A 14,222-nucleotide genomic window follows, 5' to 3' on the forward strand; every position below is an offset into this window, starting at 1 on the left:
ACACTCCTTAAAAGTTACGGCTCAGACGCAGCAGTACACGGTCATCACACAAAGCCGGGCAGGCGTCAGCAGATACATCAGTACCGGCCACACCTATTGCCCAGTCCAGTTGCAACCACTGCGCCTGTAACATCAGACTCCAGTCCAGATAACTGCTCGCCACAGCTCTTTCAGAAACAGGGGCGCCGAGGAAAGTACTGAACTCTGTGGCTGAGGCAAACCGGTTCAGGCCGGCATGGGCCTGCAGCTGCACAGTGTCAGTCAGCGCTTGCTGCCAGTCAGCACTTAGATAACCAAATTTGCCGACGCCGCTGGCAAAATAGTTGTCCGTCAACGCCAGACCAAAGGTCCAGCCACCCAAGACAAGCTTGCTGTAGGCTTCCCAATAATTAAAACCATTACTGCTGTTGTGACCTTGCGGATAACGGTACTGCATCACACCTAAGTCCAGTGTCATATCCTCATTCAGCGCCCATTTGCGCCCGGCCAGCAGGTCCAGTTCCAGACTGCCCTCACCAAAGCGGATATTGGAGGCCCAGCTGCTGACATACCAGCCGTCGGTATTGGCCAGCGTCAGGCTGCCCTGCAGCGCCATGCCTTCATTGGTCTGCGAAATGCCGCGAAACAGATAATCCGAGATGTAAGTCAGATTGCCGCTGCTTTGCCAGGCCGAAGCCGCTGGCGCCGCCTGTGCGCCATTGCCCAATAACGCCGCTAATGCACAAATTTTACCGAAACCAAACACGGCACGAGATAAAGCTTTCATAAAGATCCTTCAACACAGTCATTACGGGGAAAAAACTGCGTGGCCAACCCGCAACCACTGTTTTGACAACAGTGCCAGTTGACGGCCACACAGCTGCTGCTATCCCGTTAAATCACAGCAAAAATCGACCGGTGACCAATCGCGCTGTTATGGCGCTTGCACCGGACAGACCTGATCCAGCGCCAGATTCAGTGGTAACACTGCAACCCGGGGCTCACCCAGCACACCCCATTGCGGCGCCTGGGTTTGTTGCGCCACCAGCGCCGTGACAGTTGTTGTGGCGCAGCTGCGGGCCTTCGCGACACGGTCCACCTGCAGTTGTGCCGCCGCCGGGCTGATATGCGGGTCGACGCCAGAGCCGGAACTGGCCAGCAAATCCAGCGGCAAGCTCTCAGGATTTACCTGGTACAGCGCAGCTAAACGACTACTTTCCGCGGCAACCCGTTCACGCAGGGCCGGGTTGGGCGGCGCCAGATTCGAACCCGCAGTGTTCATCGGGTCGGAATTGACGGCGCTTGGCCGGCCATGAAAATAACGTTCTGCGCTAAAAGGCTGGGCGACCAATACAGAACCCAACACTTTGCCGTCGGTGGCCTGGATCAGACTGCCGTTTGATTGCGCCGGAAACAGCAGCTGATTCAAAAGCGTCACACCGCCGGAATACAAAGCGCCACAGAACACGAGCCCGACCAGACTGAAACGTAAAGCCGGTAACCATAAGGCATGCTGCTGCACAGGCGCATTCTCAGCGGTGGAGGCAGACATAGGTTGAGCAAAAGCAGAATTCAGGTTCATTTCAGAGCATCCAGTTCAGGCCAAGGTCAATCAGTTTGATCGCGACAAAAGGCAGCAGCAGACCGCCCAGGCCGTAGATCAGCAGGTTATTGCGCAGCAAGTTTTCTGCGCTGATGGCGCGAATTTCCACACCTTTCAGTGCCAGCGGGATTAGCAGCGGAATAATCACGGCGTTAAAAATCAGCGCCGAAATCACCGCGATTTGCGGGTCTGGCAACTGCATCAGATTCAGCAAACCAATGCCAGGCATTGAAGCTGCAAACACCGCCGGAATGATGACGAAGTACTTGGCAACGTCATTGGCCAGCGAGAACGTTGTCAGCGCACCGCGGGTGATCAGCAACTGTTTACCCACTTCGACCACGGCCAGCAGTTTGGTTGGATCAGAATCCAAATCCACCATATTGCCTGCATCTTTGGCGGCCTGAGTACCGGAATTCATCGCCAGACCCACGTCGGCCTGTGCCAATGCCGGCGCGTCGTTTGTGCCGTCGCCGACCATCGCCACCAGGTGGCCTTTGGCCTGCTCAGCCCGGATCAGCGCCAGCTTGTCTTCCGGCCGCGCTTCGGCGACAAAATCATCAACACCGGCCACCGCCGCGATAGCACCGGCAGTGATTGGGTTGTCGCCGGTCACCATCACAGTGCGCACACCGAGCGCACGCAGTTTGGCAAAGCGTTCCGCCACACCGGGTTTAATCACATCTGACAGCTGAATTACACCGAGAATGCGCTGCTGTGACACCACCACCAGCGGCGTGGCACCTTGTTGCGCCACTTTACTGACAATCCCTTCCAGCGCCTGCGGTACCGAAAGCCCCTGGCTGATGGCGAAGCGGCAGATGGCATCGCTGGCGCCCTTATAAGCGAAGGAGCAAGCAAAAGAGGAAGCAAAAGCCTGCTCTGTACCCGCGCCTTCTGCAGCCGCGAGGCGTAAGCCAGACAAACGGGTTTCAGCACTGAAAGGCACAAACTCAGCATCGAGCGGCAGCTCAGTGACATCACCGAGTTCACGCGCCAGTTTCACCACAGATTTACCTTCCGGCGTCGGGTCCTGCAGCGAACTTAATACCGCAACCCGCACCAGTTCGGTCTGGGTAACACCCGGTAATGGCAGGAATGCCGTGGCCTGGCGGTCGCCGAAGGTGATAGTGCCGGTTTTATCCAATAACAAAGTGTCGATATCACCGGCTACTTCTACTGCTTTGCCTGACTTGGCAATCAGGTTGGCAGCTAAGGCCCGGTTCATGCCGGCAATGCCAATGGCAGGCAACAGCCCGGCAATAGTGGTTGGGATTAAACAAACCAAGAGTGCAATCAGCAGCAGCGGGTCCAGTGTGATGCCGACAAACTCAGACAGCGCCGGTAAGGTTGCCACCGCCAGCAAAAATACCAGCGTCAGCGCCGCCAGCAACACGGTCAGCGCCAGTTCGTTTGGTGTTTTTTGCCGCTGTGTGCCTTCGACCAGCCGGATCATTTTATCCAGAAAGCTGTGACCGGATTCCGCGGTGACCTGCACTTCAATGCGGCCACTGAGCAATTTAGTGCCGGCGATCACGCCGGAGTGATCAGTGCCGGCTTCGCGCAGCACAGGTGCAGATTCCCCGGTCAGCGCCGACTCATTGATCGAGGCCACGCCCTGCACTATTTCACCGTCCGCCGGGATCAGCTGGCCAGGTTCCACCACCACCACATCACCTTGTTTCAAAGTGCTGGCGTTGACCTGCGTCAGTTGGCCGGCCTTATTGCGCAAAGTGGCAGTTAAATCGCGCCGCGTCGCTTTTAAGCTGGCGGCCTGATCGCGGCCACGCGCTTCGGCAATAGCTTCAGCGAAATTGGCAAACCAGACGGTAAAAAACAAAATCAGGCTGCAACACAAGGCAAAGCCATAAGGCTGGTCCTGCAACAGGCGCTGAACTGTCATGGCAAATGACCAGAGGGTGCCGACCCAGACCACAAACATCACCGGGCTTTTTATCGCCTGCATTGGCGCCAGTTTGCGCCATGCATCCAGACTGGCGGTCCGTACCGCGCTGGCGCTGATCCGCATAAAATGATTCATCAGATACTCCGCTTCGAAACTCAAAAATTAAGGCTGTAATGCTTCGCCAATAGGGCCAAGCACCATCGACGGCAGGAACGACAGGAAATTCAGCAACAGGATCACCACCACCACAGTCACACCAAAAGTCAGGCTATGCAGTGGCAGACTGGCTGCACCTGGTGGCGTCACTGGTTTTTGCGCCAGCCGACCGGCAATAATCAGCGGGATCAGCAGCGGCAGGTAACGACCGAGCAGTAACGCCAGTACAGTACTGAGGTTCCACCAGGGGGTGTTGTCGCCAAGGCCTTCAAAACCTGAGCCGTTGTTAGCAAAAGCCGAGGTGTACTCATAAAACACCTGGGAAATGCCGTGCAAACCCGGATTGCTGTTGCCGGTCCAGGCCGGTACCGACAAGGTGATGGCTGTTAAAATCAGGATCACGGCGCTTGGCAGCACCAGTAACAGGCCCAGCCAGCTCAGTTCAGTTTTCTCCAGTTTGCGGCCAAAGATCTCCGGCGTGCGGCCAATCATCAGTCCGGCGATAAACACCGACAGCCAGATATAGACAATAAAGTTAATCAGACCACAGCCAATACCACCCCAGATGGCGTTGATCAGCATGCCAGCCCGGCTGATGAGGCCTGCCAGCGGGTTCAGCGAATCATGCATCGCATTGACCGAACCGTTTGAAGTTTGGGTGGTCAGCGTTGACCAGAGCGCCGACAAATCGGTGCCAAACCGCACTTCTTTGCCTTCGAGATTACCGCCGCTGGCGCCAAGCTCTGCAAAAGCAGCATTCGGTTGCATTTCGCTGTACACGGCTGCAGCCACAAAACACAGACTTAATACCGCCATCACGGCAAAACTCATGCGGGCAAAGCCCTGACCTGCTTGTGACGTCAGCCCGGCCTGACTGGCCGCTGCGGCATTGGCACTGGCAGTGCGGCTTAACATGCCACCCATCATCCACAGCATCGCCATAGGCACCAACACCAGGGCTATGGTTTGTAAGGCGTTGGATAATGGTGTTGGGTTTTCCAGCGGATTGGTACTGTTTGGACCATACCAGCCGCCGCCATTAGTGCCGAGTTGTTTGATGGAGACCATCGCCGCGACCGGGCCCTGCGGGATTTTCTGGCTTTGTGCCTGTTCAGCGCTTTGTGGCGCTTCCAGTAACACAGCTTCAGTTGCCGGCTGATAATTCGACGGCACGCCCTGACTGCCTAACAGCAGTGCCAGCACCACTGACAATGGCAGCAACACGCGGGTGAAAGCGCGCAGGCTGTCCTGATAGAAGTTACCGAGGTTACGCGGTTCGCCGGCTTTCGCTGACGCCGCATTCAGACCACCAGTCATGCCACGCAGCACTGCCAGCGCTAAAGCCAGCCCCATGGCCGGGGTTAAAAATTGCAGGGTGACCAGCACCACACTCTGACTGAAGAAGCTCAGTTGCAGCTGACCTGAGTAATGCTGCTGGTTGGTGTTGGTTAAAAAGGACACTGCGGTGTGCAGCGCTAAATCCCAGCTCAGCGGGCCGACGTTATCCGGGTTCAGCGGTAACAGATGCTGGCACAGCAACAGCACATAAGCGATGACGCCGAGCAGTAAATTGGCGGCGACAAAAGCCAGACCATATTGCCGCCAGTTCATACCGGCCCGGCCGTCAACGCCAAACAGGCGTAACATCAGCCGCTCCGGCCCTGCAAACACTTTATCCGACCAGTGCGGCGCACCGGCAAATACCGCCGTCATATAACGGCCAAGCGGCCAGGACAGAAGCCCCGCCGCCAGTAAAATCAAGATGACGTCCATCAGCGCTCCTAAAACTTTTCTGGCGCACGCATGGCTTCCGCCAGCACGAACGCCAGTGCACACAAGGTGAATAACAACAACCAGTTCATCACTTATCCTCAGTGGTAATTCCACGGAAAATTGTCGGATTTCGGGCCGTAAAGTCTCCAGAGCTAAAAAGCGGATGGGCGTAAAGAAGGCGTAAAACTGCAGGAAAAATCAGAGGTAACGGCACTTAGCCAGCACAAAGGCGGCTCAGCGCATGACAAAAAAGCCGGGGGATCAGGCCGGCAGTAGCAAACTGACCCCAACCAGCAATAACGCTAATACCAGCCGCAGCGCCATGTCGCGCAGCACCGGGTAACGCGGAAACAAAGGCCGGAACTCCGGTGGTATCGGCATTGGCCGCAGTGCTGATACGTTGGCACCTCCGGTGTTGCCAAGCGGCACCCAGCCGAGCAGGTAAGCCGGCAGCACCGCTAACAGCCGCAACAGCTGGCCACGGACTTCAGCAGCAACCTGCTGACGAGCGCCACATTTGAGCATCCACCAGTGTGTTTGCAGATGCAGCCACAGAAACCGCTGGCCCAATAAATGCGCACGCTCCAGCAGTACAAAAGCCTGCGGATATTCAGCTGCCTGATAATGCTGCTTAGCCTGCTGTAGCTGCGCCTGTGCCGTTTGTTGCAATGTTGACGACATATTCACTCCCAATCTGACTGTGCGAATGTAACGCTGTTGATGTGGCAGTATTTCAGCGGTTTTGTCGCCCGTCGTCTTGGAAAAACTGGCTATTGTGCACAATATCCGACAGCGCCAGACCAAAGGACTGGCGGATTTCATTGGCCAGATGGGCAGCGTCGTAAAAACCTGCCTGCAGCGCCAGCTCAGTAAAAGCCGGTGGCTGTGGCGCTGCCAATGCGCGAAATACCCGCAGCAGTTTTTGCCAGCGCAGATACTTACGCAGCGGCACGCCGGTTTGCGCCTTAAACAGATGTAAAAACCGGCCTGGTGATAAGGCTACAGCACTTGCAAGGCTGTTGGCTGAACAGTCAGATCCAGCCGGCGCGGTCTGGATCAGGGCCAGCGCCTGGCGGATCCGGCCATCACTGATCTGCCGCAGTGCTGTCAGCGCCAGCAAAAAAGCAGGCAGGTCCGGCGAAGATTCGCCGGCGATATGCCGTTGTAACAATTGCTGCAGCTGGCTCTGATATTGCAAAGTGCAATCGGCATCGATTAACACGGTCAGAAACTGCCCGGTCTGCTCGGCAAACTGGTGAGGGCGTTGCGAAGGGATAAAAATTTCAGTGGCTTGCTGCCAGTGCTCGTCCAGCCACAAGGCAAATGGCTGTGCGTCCAGGCTAAAAGTCCATTGATGTGCCAGATGGGCATGAATGCCCGTGTGCAGCGACACCGATTTAAGCACCGCACAACCATGGCTTAAATAAATCTGATGGTTCATCTTTGCCTTCACGGCGATCGTTCTTGCCGTTAATAAAACCCAGGTGCCAGCAAAATGCAATCACCGGCGCGCCCCGCCAGCTCTGTTATGCTGTTAGCTCCGACATCTCAGCACAGGTGAACCGCAATGCCAGACTTCAGGCGGAACCACACTCTTCACTCCGGGACCGGCGTTCGCTGCACATGGCTTGGCGTCACGTCGCTCGCCTTGCTGGCAACAATCCAGGCACAGGCAGAAGTGGCCTTTGACCGGCCCGGCATTGGTTTTGGCACTGCAGTGTTGGAGTCAGGTCAGTTTAGCTGGGAGCAAGGTCTGCCAGATTTCAGCAGCGAACGGCGCGACCATCAGTCCACACAGCTATATACCGCCAGCACTTTGTGGCGACTTGGGCTTGGCCGGCGCGTCGAACTGCAGCTGGGTGCTGAGCTTTTTAACCGCCAGAGTGGCCACCCAGCTGAAACCGGGGCCGGCGATGCCAGTCTGGCACTGAAATATGCATTACCAGATTTAAGCCCGTTCTGGAGTTGGGCGCTATTGGCAAGCTACAGCCACCCGAGCGGACAACAACCTTTTCGCGCCGACCACCCCAGCCGCAGTCTTGCTATCAGCCTTGCCCGGGAGCTCAGTAACGGCCGTGCTGTAGCCGGGTACTTGGACTACAGCAGCAGCGATGACAGCTGGACCTTTTCACCAAGTTATACCTTTTACAGCGATGCGAGTTTCAGCGCTTACACTGAACTGGGTTTCAGCCATGGCGATGAGCCCGGCAACAGTGCCGGCGCTGGCGCGGTCTGGCGGATGTCAGCACAGCTACAACTGGATGTCTGGGTCTTGCGCGGCATCAGTCAGGATGCCACCGACTGGCAAGGCGGTTTTGGTATCGCCTGGACGCCGGATGATTAGGGCGTCAGCCATTACAAGTTTGTCGGTACCGCATAGCACCGCAGGCTACGTAATTGTCGTGGTCAGGCCAGCCTGCTACTCTGTCGTGGGTATCCCGTTCATTGCCACAGGATGTTATGCGCCTCTGTCTTTTATTGTTGTTTTATTGCGCCAGTTTGCCGGCGACTGCTTTTGCAGTCACACCAGCGTCTGCGCCCGCAAAACCAGGTCCGCTGCGCTGGTGTCTGGACCATTTTCCCGGTTTTCATGAATTTCACGGCAATAGCCGACAGCCCGCTGGCCCTTCTGTCGAGATGATGTTGGAACTGACCCGCCGCGCCGGACTGACACTGCAGATTGGCAACAAAACACCAGCCAGCCGCTGTGTCAAAGAACTGATGGACGGCGACACAGATGTGATGACCAATCTGCTCTACAGTGCTGCCCGCGCCAGTCAAATCACTTTGATCCGCTTTGCCAGCCGCTTTCCAGACCGTTTATATCTGGCTGCGACAGACTCCCGCCGCATCAGTGATTTAACCCAGTTGAACAGTCTGAGTATTGTCACAGTACGTGGTTTTGGCTTACATCCCAGTATCCAGCTGGTGGTGGACGCTTTGCCGGCGAAACAAAAACAACAGGTGTTATCAACAGAAATTGCGCTGCAAATGGTGGCGCGTGGCCGCGCCGACGCCGCTTTGTTGCCGCCAACACAGGTGAAGCAGATCTACATGCAACAGCCGGCACTCGCCGGGCAATTGCGCGAAGTGAGCTTCGCCAATGAAAAAGTGCAGCCGCAGGATGTGTATCTGGGCTTATCGAAAAAATTACCGGACCCGACCATCGAAACCAGACTACGACAGGCGCTGCAAAGCATGCAGCAGGACGGCACTATGCGGCGGATTTTCGCCGACAAAATTATCTACTGATGGCGGCGCGGCGTTACAGGCACAAGCGATAGCCAACACCGGCTTCGGTTTTAAGATGCTCTGGCGCCGCCGGATTGTCTTCCAGTTTTTGCCGAAGGCCGGCCATATGCACGCGGATATATTCCGGCCTGTCCTGATAGGCCGCGCCCCAGACCTGCGTCAGAATTTGATTGTGCGTCAGCGCTGAACCGGCGTGGCGCAGCAGACATAACAGCATTTCATATTCAGTTTTGGTCAGATGCACCAAAGCATCGGCTTTATGCACCAGCCGCTGCACCGGGTCGACCCGCACGGCGCCAAAACTCAGCACCGGGCTTTGGCCATGGCGTGGCCGCAGCGCCGCACGTAGCCGCGCCAGTAATTCACCAGCGCTGAAGGGTTTGGTCACATAGTCGTTGGCGCCACTGTCGAGTGCCGTGACTTTGTCCTGCTCTTTCCCACGGGCAGAAATCACAATGACCGGAATGTCCGACCATTGCCGTAACTGGCGCAGCAGCTCGATGCCATCAATGTCGGGCAAGCCTAAATCCAGCAATAGCAGGTCAAACGCCTGACTCGCCAACAGTTGCAGGCCGGCCTGCCCTTCCGCACACAGCTGCAGCGCATAACCCTGGCTTTGCAATAACGTTTGTAAAAAACTCTGCATGCCAGCGTCATCTTCCAGCACCAATACTGAGGCGATGGTAGTTTTCATTGCGGCCACTCCAGCAGGGCCGTAACGCCGCCGTCATCGGTATCCAGTGCAAAATGTCCCTGATGCAGCGCAGCCACCGTCTGACAAATGCGTAACCCCAGGCCAGTGCCGCTATCGCGCTGCACGGTATTTTTTCGCCCCGGCGCATTGCGCAGACACAGCTGATACCAACCGTTGGCGGCACTCAGTTGCAGCTGATACGGCGGCGCACCATGGCGCAGCGCATTTTCCAGCATATTGGCCAGCGCCATTTCCAACAGTTCTGCATCGCCACTGAATAGCTGCCCGTCGGTTTCAGGGCTCTGCTGACAGATAGGGGCCAGCAAGGCCGCATCTTCCGGCCGGCGCGCCAGGGCGCCAGCCATTAAATCGGCAGCACTGAAGTTACTTCGGCGCAGCGAATCGCCCATTAACTGCGCTTTACTCAGTTCCAGTACTTTTTCAAAATGTTGATTGAGCAGCAAACTTTGCTGATAGATATTCTGCGCCTGCTGCCGGCGCTGCTCGTCGGACAGTTGCAGCTCGTCGTCTGCCAGCATGCTGGATGCGCCCATAATAGTGGCGAGCGGTGTGCGCAGGTCATGTGACAGGCTGCGCAGCAACACCGCACGTTGTTGCTCCAGTTCCACCTGGAACTGCTGACGCGCGCTGTGCTCCTGCTGCCGGCGCAGCCGGTCTGCCAGATAACTGATAAACACACCAAAAGCAGCCATGACAAAAAAGCTGATAAAGTTGTTGGTATCGTGCACGTCCAGCGTGTAATACGGCGGCACAAAATACCAGTTCAGCAGCAGCACCGACCATAAGGTGGTCAGCAGCGCCGGCGTTTTGCCAAACTGCAGCGCCATCGCGCTGATCCACAGCAACAGCAGCATCGCCACGTCGGTTGAACTGACGGCAGCGCGCAGCGGCAATAACAGCACACAGCCAAGCAGCGGCAGCAACAAAATGCCGCCGGCCGACCACAGCCAATAAGCTGTGGTCCCGGCTTTCACCGGTTTTCCCGCCAACACTGAACTGAATTGCTGCCAGGCCACCCACATGCCTCAATACCGCCAGTACGACGGAGTAAATAACACCACCAGCGTCAGAATTTCGAGCCGGCCCAATAACATACCTAAACTTAACCACCATTTGGCGCCATCTGGCAAGCTGGAAAAATTACCGGCCGGGCCAATAATAGTGCCAAGCCCCGGTCCGACGTTGGCCACCGCCGTCGCAGCGCCGGTGACAGCTGTGACTAAATCCAGTTCATAAAACGACAACATCAGTGCGATAAAACCAATGCTGGCGAAATAGATAAAACAAAACGCCAGCACGTTACCGAGCAGCTGGTCGTCAACCGATTTACCGCCATATTTCTGGCTCCACACCGCTTTGGGATGGATCAGCAATTTTAATTGTTTCACCAGCAACATCGCCGACAGCTGGATGCGGAAAATCTTCAGGCCACCGGACGTGGAGCCGGAACAGGCGCCGGCAAAAGTGATGTAAAAGAATAACATCACCGCCATATTGCCCCACAAGGTGTAATCCTCGGAGGCAAAACCACAAGTGGTGATAATAGAAACAATATTAAACAGGCTGTGCGTCAGCGCATCAAAAGCGTCGCGAGCATTGTGATGAACCTGATAATACGTGAGCAACGCGGTACAAAAAAACACAATCAGTAAAAAGGCCCGCACTTGCGGGTCTTTCCACAACGCCTTGCGATCGCCTTTGACCATGCTGATAAACAGCACAAACGGCATGGCTGCCAGCAACATAAAAAAGCTGCTGAGCCAATAAATCTGCGGCATCTCTTTATACACACCAAAGGACGCATCGTAGTTGGCAAAACCGCCGGTGGCGACTGTGGCCATCATATGGGTGATAGCATCAAAACCATTCATGCCGGCCAGATAATAACTGATGGCAGTGACCAGGCTCAGAACCAGATAAACCCCGCCAATGGCCGCAGACATCGACGAACTACGTGGCAGGATTTTTTCCGAGGTGTCTGAACTCTCGGTCTTAAAAAGCTTCATACCACCGATTTTCAACGCCGGCAAAATCGCAATCGCCATCACGATAATACCGATACCGCCAATCCAGTTCAGGATGGCGCGCCAGTACAAAATGCCTTTGGGCATATTGTCGAGGCCCGAGTACACAGTAGCACCAGTGGTGGTAATGCCGGACACGGTCTCAAACCAGGCATTAGTAAAGCTGGAATCAGGAATAATCAGCCAGAAAGGTAACGCCGAAAACACACAAATGACCAGCCAGCTTAAGGTGGTCAGCAGAAACAACTGACGTTGTTTCATCGCGACCGCATCCCGCCCCATCAACGTCAGGCTATAGCCGACAATGACACAACTGGCCGCTGTGCCCAAAAAGGTCCAGAAACTGCTTTCTTTGAAATACACCGACACTGCTGCGCCTGATAAGTGCACCAGCGACAACAGCAACAACAAATAACCCAATACTTTATAAATCAGCAGGCGTCCACTGACTCGCGGCCCCTGCACTGCTAAACCGGACATCGGTTCACACCTCTTCAGACTCAGACGGTTAGTGTAAAAGAACGTGCTGTTGCACTTTATAAAGAATGTATAAGGATTAGGGTTGTGGCACCGTGTCGCGGGTTAATAGCTGGCGCAGCGCCGGGTGCAGAGTCGGGCCACCGGCCAGATAATCGGTCAGACAGGCGACGATCGGCCCCGTGACATAATCCTGCGGCGGCACCTGCAAAATCGCCATGCGGCGCCGGAAATCTTCGGCAGCTACCGCAATGAATTGCACCCGCTTTGCCAGCAACAGCCGCTCCACACTGGTTTGCTCAGTTAAACGCACTTCCAGCACCTGCGCTTCGCTAAAACCACGCTGACGCAACATTTCACAATGAGCCGACTGCGCCGGGCAGGCAATTTTTAATGTTGGCTGCTGCCGTAATTGCTGCAGACTGGCATGGCGCAGTGGTTGGTCTGCCAATGCATATAAGTGCAAGTTACTGGTTTCATTAGGAAATAGCCAATGATATCGCGACTCTCTTGAAGGTGTTCGGGCAATTTTGTAGACCAAAGCGTCGGGGCGACGCGCCACCTCTGCCAGCGCTTTGGGCCAGGACACATAATGAAGGTCGTATTGCAGTGCCGGAAACTGCGCCAGTTGGCGGCGTAATCGTTGCGTGGCGGCACTTTCGGTACCGTCTGGTGCCGGCATTTCTTCGGTGATCAGATAAATCTGTGCGCGTGGCAGTTCAGATGCCGGAGGTTCGGCAGCGTGCAGCACAGAGCACCAGCTGACGACACATAACCAGCTGAGCCAGGCGACCCGATATCCTTGCATCTGACACCTCCGGCAACCATCCATTGAACGATGCGCTATTCAGTCGGCATGAAGAGAAAAGCACACCATTGCTGTTTAATTCAGCACATTCGTCTCACCGGCGCCAGTCCAAAGCTGGTTTTTACTGCAACTTGAGTTTTTCTCAACTAAAGATTCGAAAAAATTCATTTAAATATAGATGGCCAGCCATCCAAACATCTGTATACTTAGCCATATCAGCTTCTATAAGAGATTTCGATTATGCCGCTCAGTCTGCAGCAAAAAATTCAGGACCCGACCCAAGGGGTGTACCTGATTGGTACTACGCCACCAAAGGCCGGCACTGCTGCAGATAAAACTGAACGTATCGCCGGCAAACTGCTGAAGCGCTTAAATGAAATCGAGTTCGATGGTTTAGTGGTGTACGACATTCAGGATGAAAGTAGCCGGGTCAGCAGTGAGCGGCCTTTCCCGTTTCACGCCACACTGGACCCACGCGATTACAGCCTGCTGCTGCGCAAACTGGCGCGCCGCGACGTCATCACGTACAAGTCGGTGGCGCAGCGCGATGCCGCCGAATTTCGTGACTGGCTCGGTGAAACCGCACGGGATTATCAACTCCAGAATTTAGTACTGGTGGGCAGCCCGTCGTCCAACGGCACTATTAAACTGAGCCTGGCCGATGCATACCGCGAGCTGGCTGAGCACCCGGCCGATGTGTATCTGGGCGGCGTCGCTATCGCTGAACGCCATGCCAGTAAAGGCAATGAGCATCAGCGGCTGATTGAAAAATCAGCCCAGGGTTGCCAGTTTTTTATCACCCAGGCGGTGTACAACGCTCAGGCCACTATTGATTTACTGACCAGCTACGCCCGCAGCTGTCGCCAGCAAGGCCTGACACCCAACCGTATTATCCTGACGTTTACGCCCTGCGGCGGCGAACAGACTTTAGACTTTATGCACTGGCTCGGCATTTCAGTGCCACTCGCTGCCCGCTACCGCATTCTGGACGCGGAAAATCCGCTGAACGAATCCATTCGTTTGTGCCGCGACAACCTGCAACAAATCCTGCAGCATTGCGCCAGTTTAGATATTCCGCTGGGCCTCAACGTGGAAAGTCTGACCAACAGACGCGAAGAGATTGACGCTTCAGTATTGTTGTTCCGCCTGCTCAAGGCCACCATGGAGTTGCATCTGGCAGAGAAGCAAGTGGCCTGATGCTGTTTTTTGCCCTGCGGGCGGCGGTTTCCGATGTCTGAATCATTTTTTCCTGCTGCTGCTAGTCCGTCTAGCAGAGAATTCACCTGTCGGTGAGTCACTTTCTTTTGTTTCAGCAAAAGAAAGTAACCTATGTCTTTGACTTCTACAGACCCCGGTTCCGCTCGAAAGCCCGCTGAAAATCAACAGTTTGAGGCGCCAGGGTAACTCGCAGCTGTGGGCGTCACACGCCTACCGTCAGCCCGCTCAGACACCCCCTGGCTTAAAACCTCAAACTATTGATTTGCATCGGCTCGCTCCAACGGGCGATGGGTTTCCTTAGTTGTTTTTGT

The 14,222-nt window shown here is 55.5% G+C and carries 13 protein-coding genes; 3 read left to right on the forward strand and 10 right to left on the reverse strand.

Annotated elements, in window-relative coordinates; all coding sequences use genetic code 11:
• Positions 1 to 7 precede the first annotated feature (7 nt).
• From ABNT34_RS00220 to ABNT34_RS00245, 6 genes are all read right to left on the reverse strand, one after another.
• Entirely contained in the window at positions 8 to 766 is a 759-nt protein-coding gene (locus tag ABNT34_RS00220; RefSeq protein ID WP_348727692.1) for a TorF family putative porin, read from the reverse strand.
• A 147-nt stretch (positions 767 to 913) separates the two neighbouring features.
• The gene (kdpC, locus tag ABNT34_RS00225) at positions 914 to 1,561 is read right to left on the reverse strand and encodes a potassium-transporting ATPase subunit KdpC (protein ID WP_348727693.1); all 648 of its coding nucleotides are present in this window, start codon (positions 1,559 to 1,561) and stop codon (positions 914 to 916) included.
• A 1-nt stretch (position 1,562) separates the two neighbouring features.
• On the reverse strand, positions 1,563 to 3,623 hold the full coding sequence (gene kdpB, locus ABNT34_RS00230; RefSeq protein ID WP_348727695.1) for a potassium-transporting ATPase subunit KdpB: 2,061 nt from the start codon (positions 3,621 to 3,623) through the stop codon (positions 1,563 to 1,565).
• A gap of 27 nt (positions 3,624 to 3,650) precedes the next feature.
• The gene (kdpA, locus tag ABNT34_RS00235; protein ID WP_348727697.1) at positions 3,651 to 5,417 is read right to left on the reverse strand and encodes a potassium-transporting ATPase subunit KdpA; all 1,767 of its coding nucleotides are present in this window, start codon (positions 5,415 to 5,417) and stop codon (positions 3,651 to 3,653) included.
• Positions 5,418 to 5,678: 261 nt separating this feature from the next.
• Complete coding sequence (locus ABNT34_RS00240; RefSeq protein WP_348727699.1) at positions 5,679 to 6,098, reverse strand: DUF3703 domain-containing protein; 420 nt, start codon at positions 6,096 to 6,098, stop codon at positions 5,679 to 5,681.
• A 52-nt stretch (positions 6,099 to 6,150) separates the two neighbouring features.
• Complete coding sequence (locus ABNT34_RS00245) at positions 6,151 to 6,858, reverse strand: AraC family transcriptional regulator (protein ID WP_348727701.1); 708 nt, start codon at positions 6,856 to 6,858, stop codon at positions 6,151 to 6,153.
• Positions 6,859 to 7,065: 207 nt separating this feature from the next.
• On the opposite strand from ABNT34_RS00245, the gene ABNT34_RS00250 reads away from it, so the two are divergent.
• Together ABNT34_RS00250 and ABNT34_RS00255 are read left to right on the forward strand one after the other, a co-directional pair.
• Positions 7,066 to 7,761, forward strand: coding sequence for a transporter (locus ABNT34_RS00250; protein ID WP_348727703.1), 696 nt, complete (start codon positions 7,066 to 7,068; stop codon positions 7,759 to 7,761).
• Between the two features lie 116 nt (positions 7,762 to 7,877).
• The gene (locus tag ABNT34_RS00255; protein WP_348727705.1) at positions 7,878 to 8,669 is read left to right on the forward strand and encodes a transporter substrate-binding domain-containing protein; all 792 of its coding nucleotides are present in this window, start codon (positions 7,878 to 7,880) and stop codon (positions 8,667 to 8,669) included.
• Between the two features lie 13 nt (positions 8,670 to 8,682).
• Here ABNT34_RS00255 and ABNT34_RS00260 read toward each other — a convergent pair whose 3' ends face one another.
• The 4 genes from ABNT34_RS00260 to ABNT34_RS00275 all read right to left on the reverse strand — a co-directional run bounded on the left by ABNT34_RS00260 (position 8,683) and on the right by ABNT34_RS00275 (position 12,693).
• Complete coding sequence (locus ABNT34_RS00260) at positions 8,683 to 9,363, reverse strand: response regulator (RefSeq protein ID WP_348727707.1); 681 nt, start codon at positions 9,361 to 9,363, stop codon at positions 8,683 to 8,685.
• The gene (locus ABNT34_RS00265) at positions 9,360 to 10,406 is read right to left on the reverse strand and encodes a DUF4118 domain-containing protein (protein ID WP_348727709.1); all 1,047 of its coding nucleotides are present in this window, start codon (positions 10,404 to 10,406) and stop codon (positions 9,360 to 9,362) included. Before ABNT34_RS00265 ends, ABNT34_RS00260 begins: the two co-directional genes overlap by 4 nt.
• A gap of 3 nt (positions 10,407 to 10,409) precedes the next feature.
• Positions 10,410 to 11,888: a TrkH family potassium uptake protein gene (locus ABNT34_RS00270; RefSeq protein ID WP_348727711.1), complete on the reverse strand. Its 1,479-nt coding sequence runs from the start codon at positions 11,886 to 11,888 to the stop codon at positions 10,410 to 10,412.
• A 76-nt stretch (positions 11,889 to 11,964) separates the two neighbouring features.
• Entirely contained in the window at positions 11,965 to 12,693 is a 729-nt protein-coding gene (locus ABNT34_RS00275; protein WP_348727713.1) for a hypothetical protein, read from the reverse strand.
• Positions 12,694 to 12,933: 240 nt separating this feature from the next.
• Between ABNT34_RS00275 and ABNT34_RS00280 the strand changes: the two genes are divergently transcribed.
• Complete coding sequence (locus tag ABNT34_RS00280) at positions 12,934 to 13,890, forward strand: hypothetical protein (RefSeq protein ID WP_348727715.1); 957 nt, start codon at positions 12,934 to 12,936, stop codon at positions 13,888 to 13,890.
• The last annotated feature ends 332 nt before the right edge of the window (positions 13,891 to 14,222 follow it).

It is taken from the genome of Rheinheimera texasensis (assembly GCF_964031785.1).
In the GTDB taxonomy this organism is placed as follows: Bacteria; Pseudomonadota; Gammaproteobacteria; order Enterobacterales; family Alteromonadaceae; genus Pararheinheimera; species Pararheinheimera texasensis_A.

Bases quoted from the DNA above. Each gene is read 5' to 3' on its own strand.
- ABNT34_RS00240 (WP_348727699.1), bottom strand. From the start codon at position 6,098: ATGTCGTCAACATTGCAACAAACGGCACAGGCGCAGCTACAGCAGGCT.
- ABNT34_RS00255 (WP_348727705.1), top strand. From the start codon at position 7,878: ATGCGCCTCTGTCTTTTATTGTTGTTTTATTGCGCCAGTTTGCCGGCG.
- ABNT34_RS00280 (WP_348727715.1), top strand. From the start codon at position 12,934: ATGCCGCTCAGTCTGCAGCAAAAAATTCAGGACCCGACCCAAGGGGTG.
- ABNT34_RS00275 (WP_348727713.1), bottom strand. From the start codon at position 12,693: ATGCAAGGATATCGGGTCGCCTGGCTCAGCTGGTTATGTGTCGTCAGC.
- ABNT34_RS00245 (WP_348727701.1), bottom strand. From the start codon at position 6,858: ATGAACCATCAGATTTATTTAAGCCATGGTTGTGCGGTGCTTAAATCG.
- ABNT34_RS00270 (WP_348727711.1), bottom strand. From the start codon at position 11,888: ATGTCCGGTTTAGCAGTGCAGGGGCCGCGAGTCAGTGGACGCCTGCTG.
- ABNT34_RS00265 (WP_348727709.1), bottom strand. From the start codon at position 10,406: ATGTGGGTGGCCTGGCAGCAATTCAGTTCAGTGTTGGCGGGAAAACCG.
- ABNT34_RS00260 (WP_348727707.1), bottom strand. From the start codon at position 9,363: ATGAAAACTACCATCGCCTCAGTATTGGTGCTGGAAGATGACGCTGGC.
- kdpB (WP_348727695.1), bottom strand. From the start codon at position 3,623: ATGAATCATTTTATGCGGATCAGCGCCAGCGCGGTACGGACCGCCAGT.
- ABNT34_RS00220 (WP_348727692.1), bottom strand. From the start codon at position 766: ATGAAAGCTTTATCTCGTGCCGTGTTTGGTTTCGGTAAAATTTGTGCA.
- kdpC (WP_348727693.1), bottom strand. From the start codon at position 1,561: ATGAACCTGAATTCTGCTTTTGCTCAACCTATGTCTGCCTCCACCGCT.
- kdpA (WP_348727697.1), bottom strand. From the start codon at position 5,417: ATGGACGTCATCTTGATTTTACTGGCGGCGGGGCTTCTGTCCTGGCCG.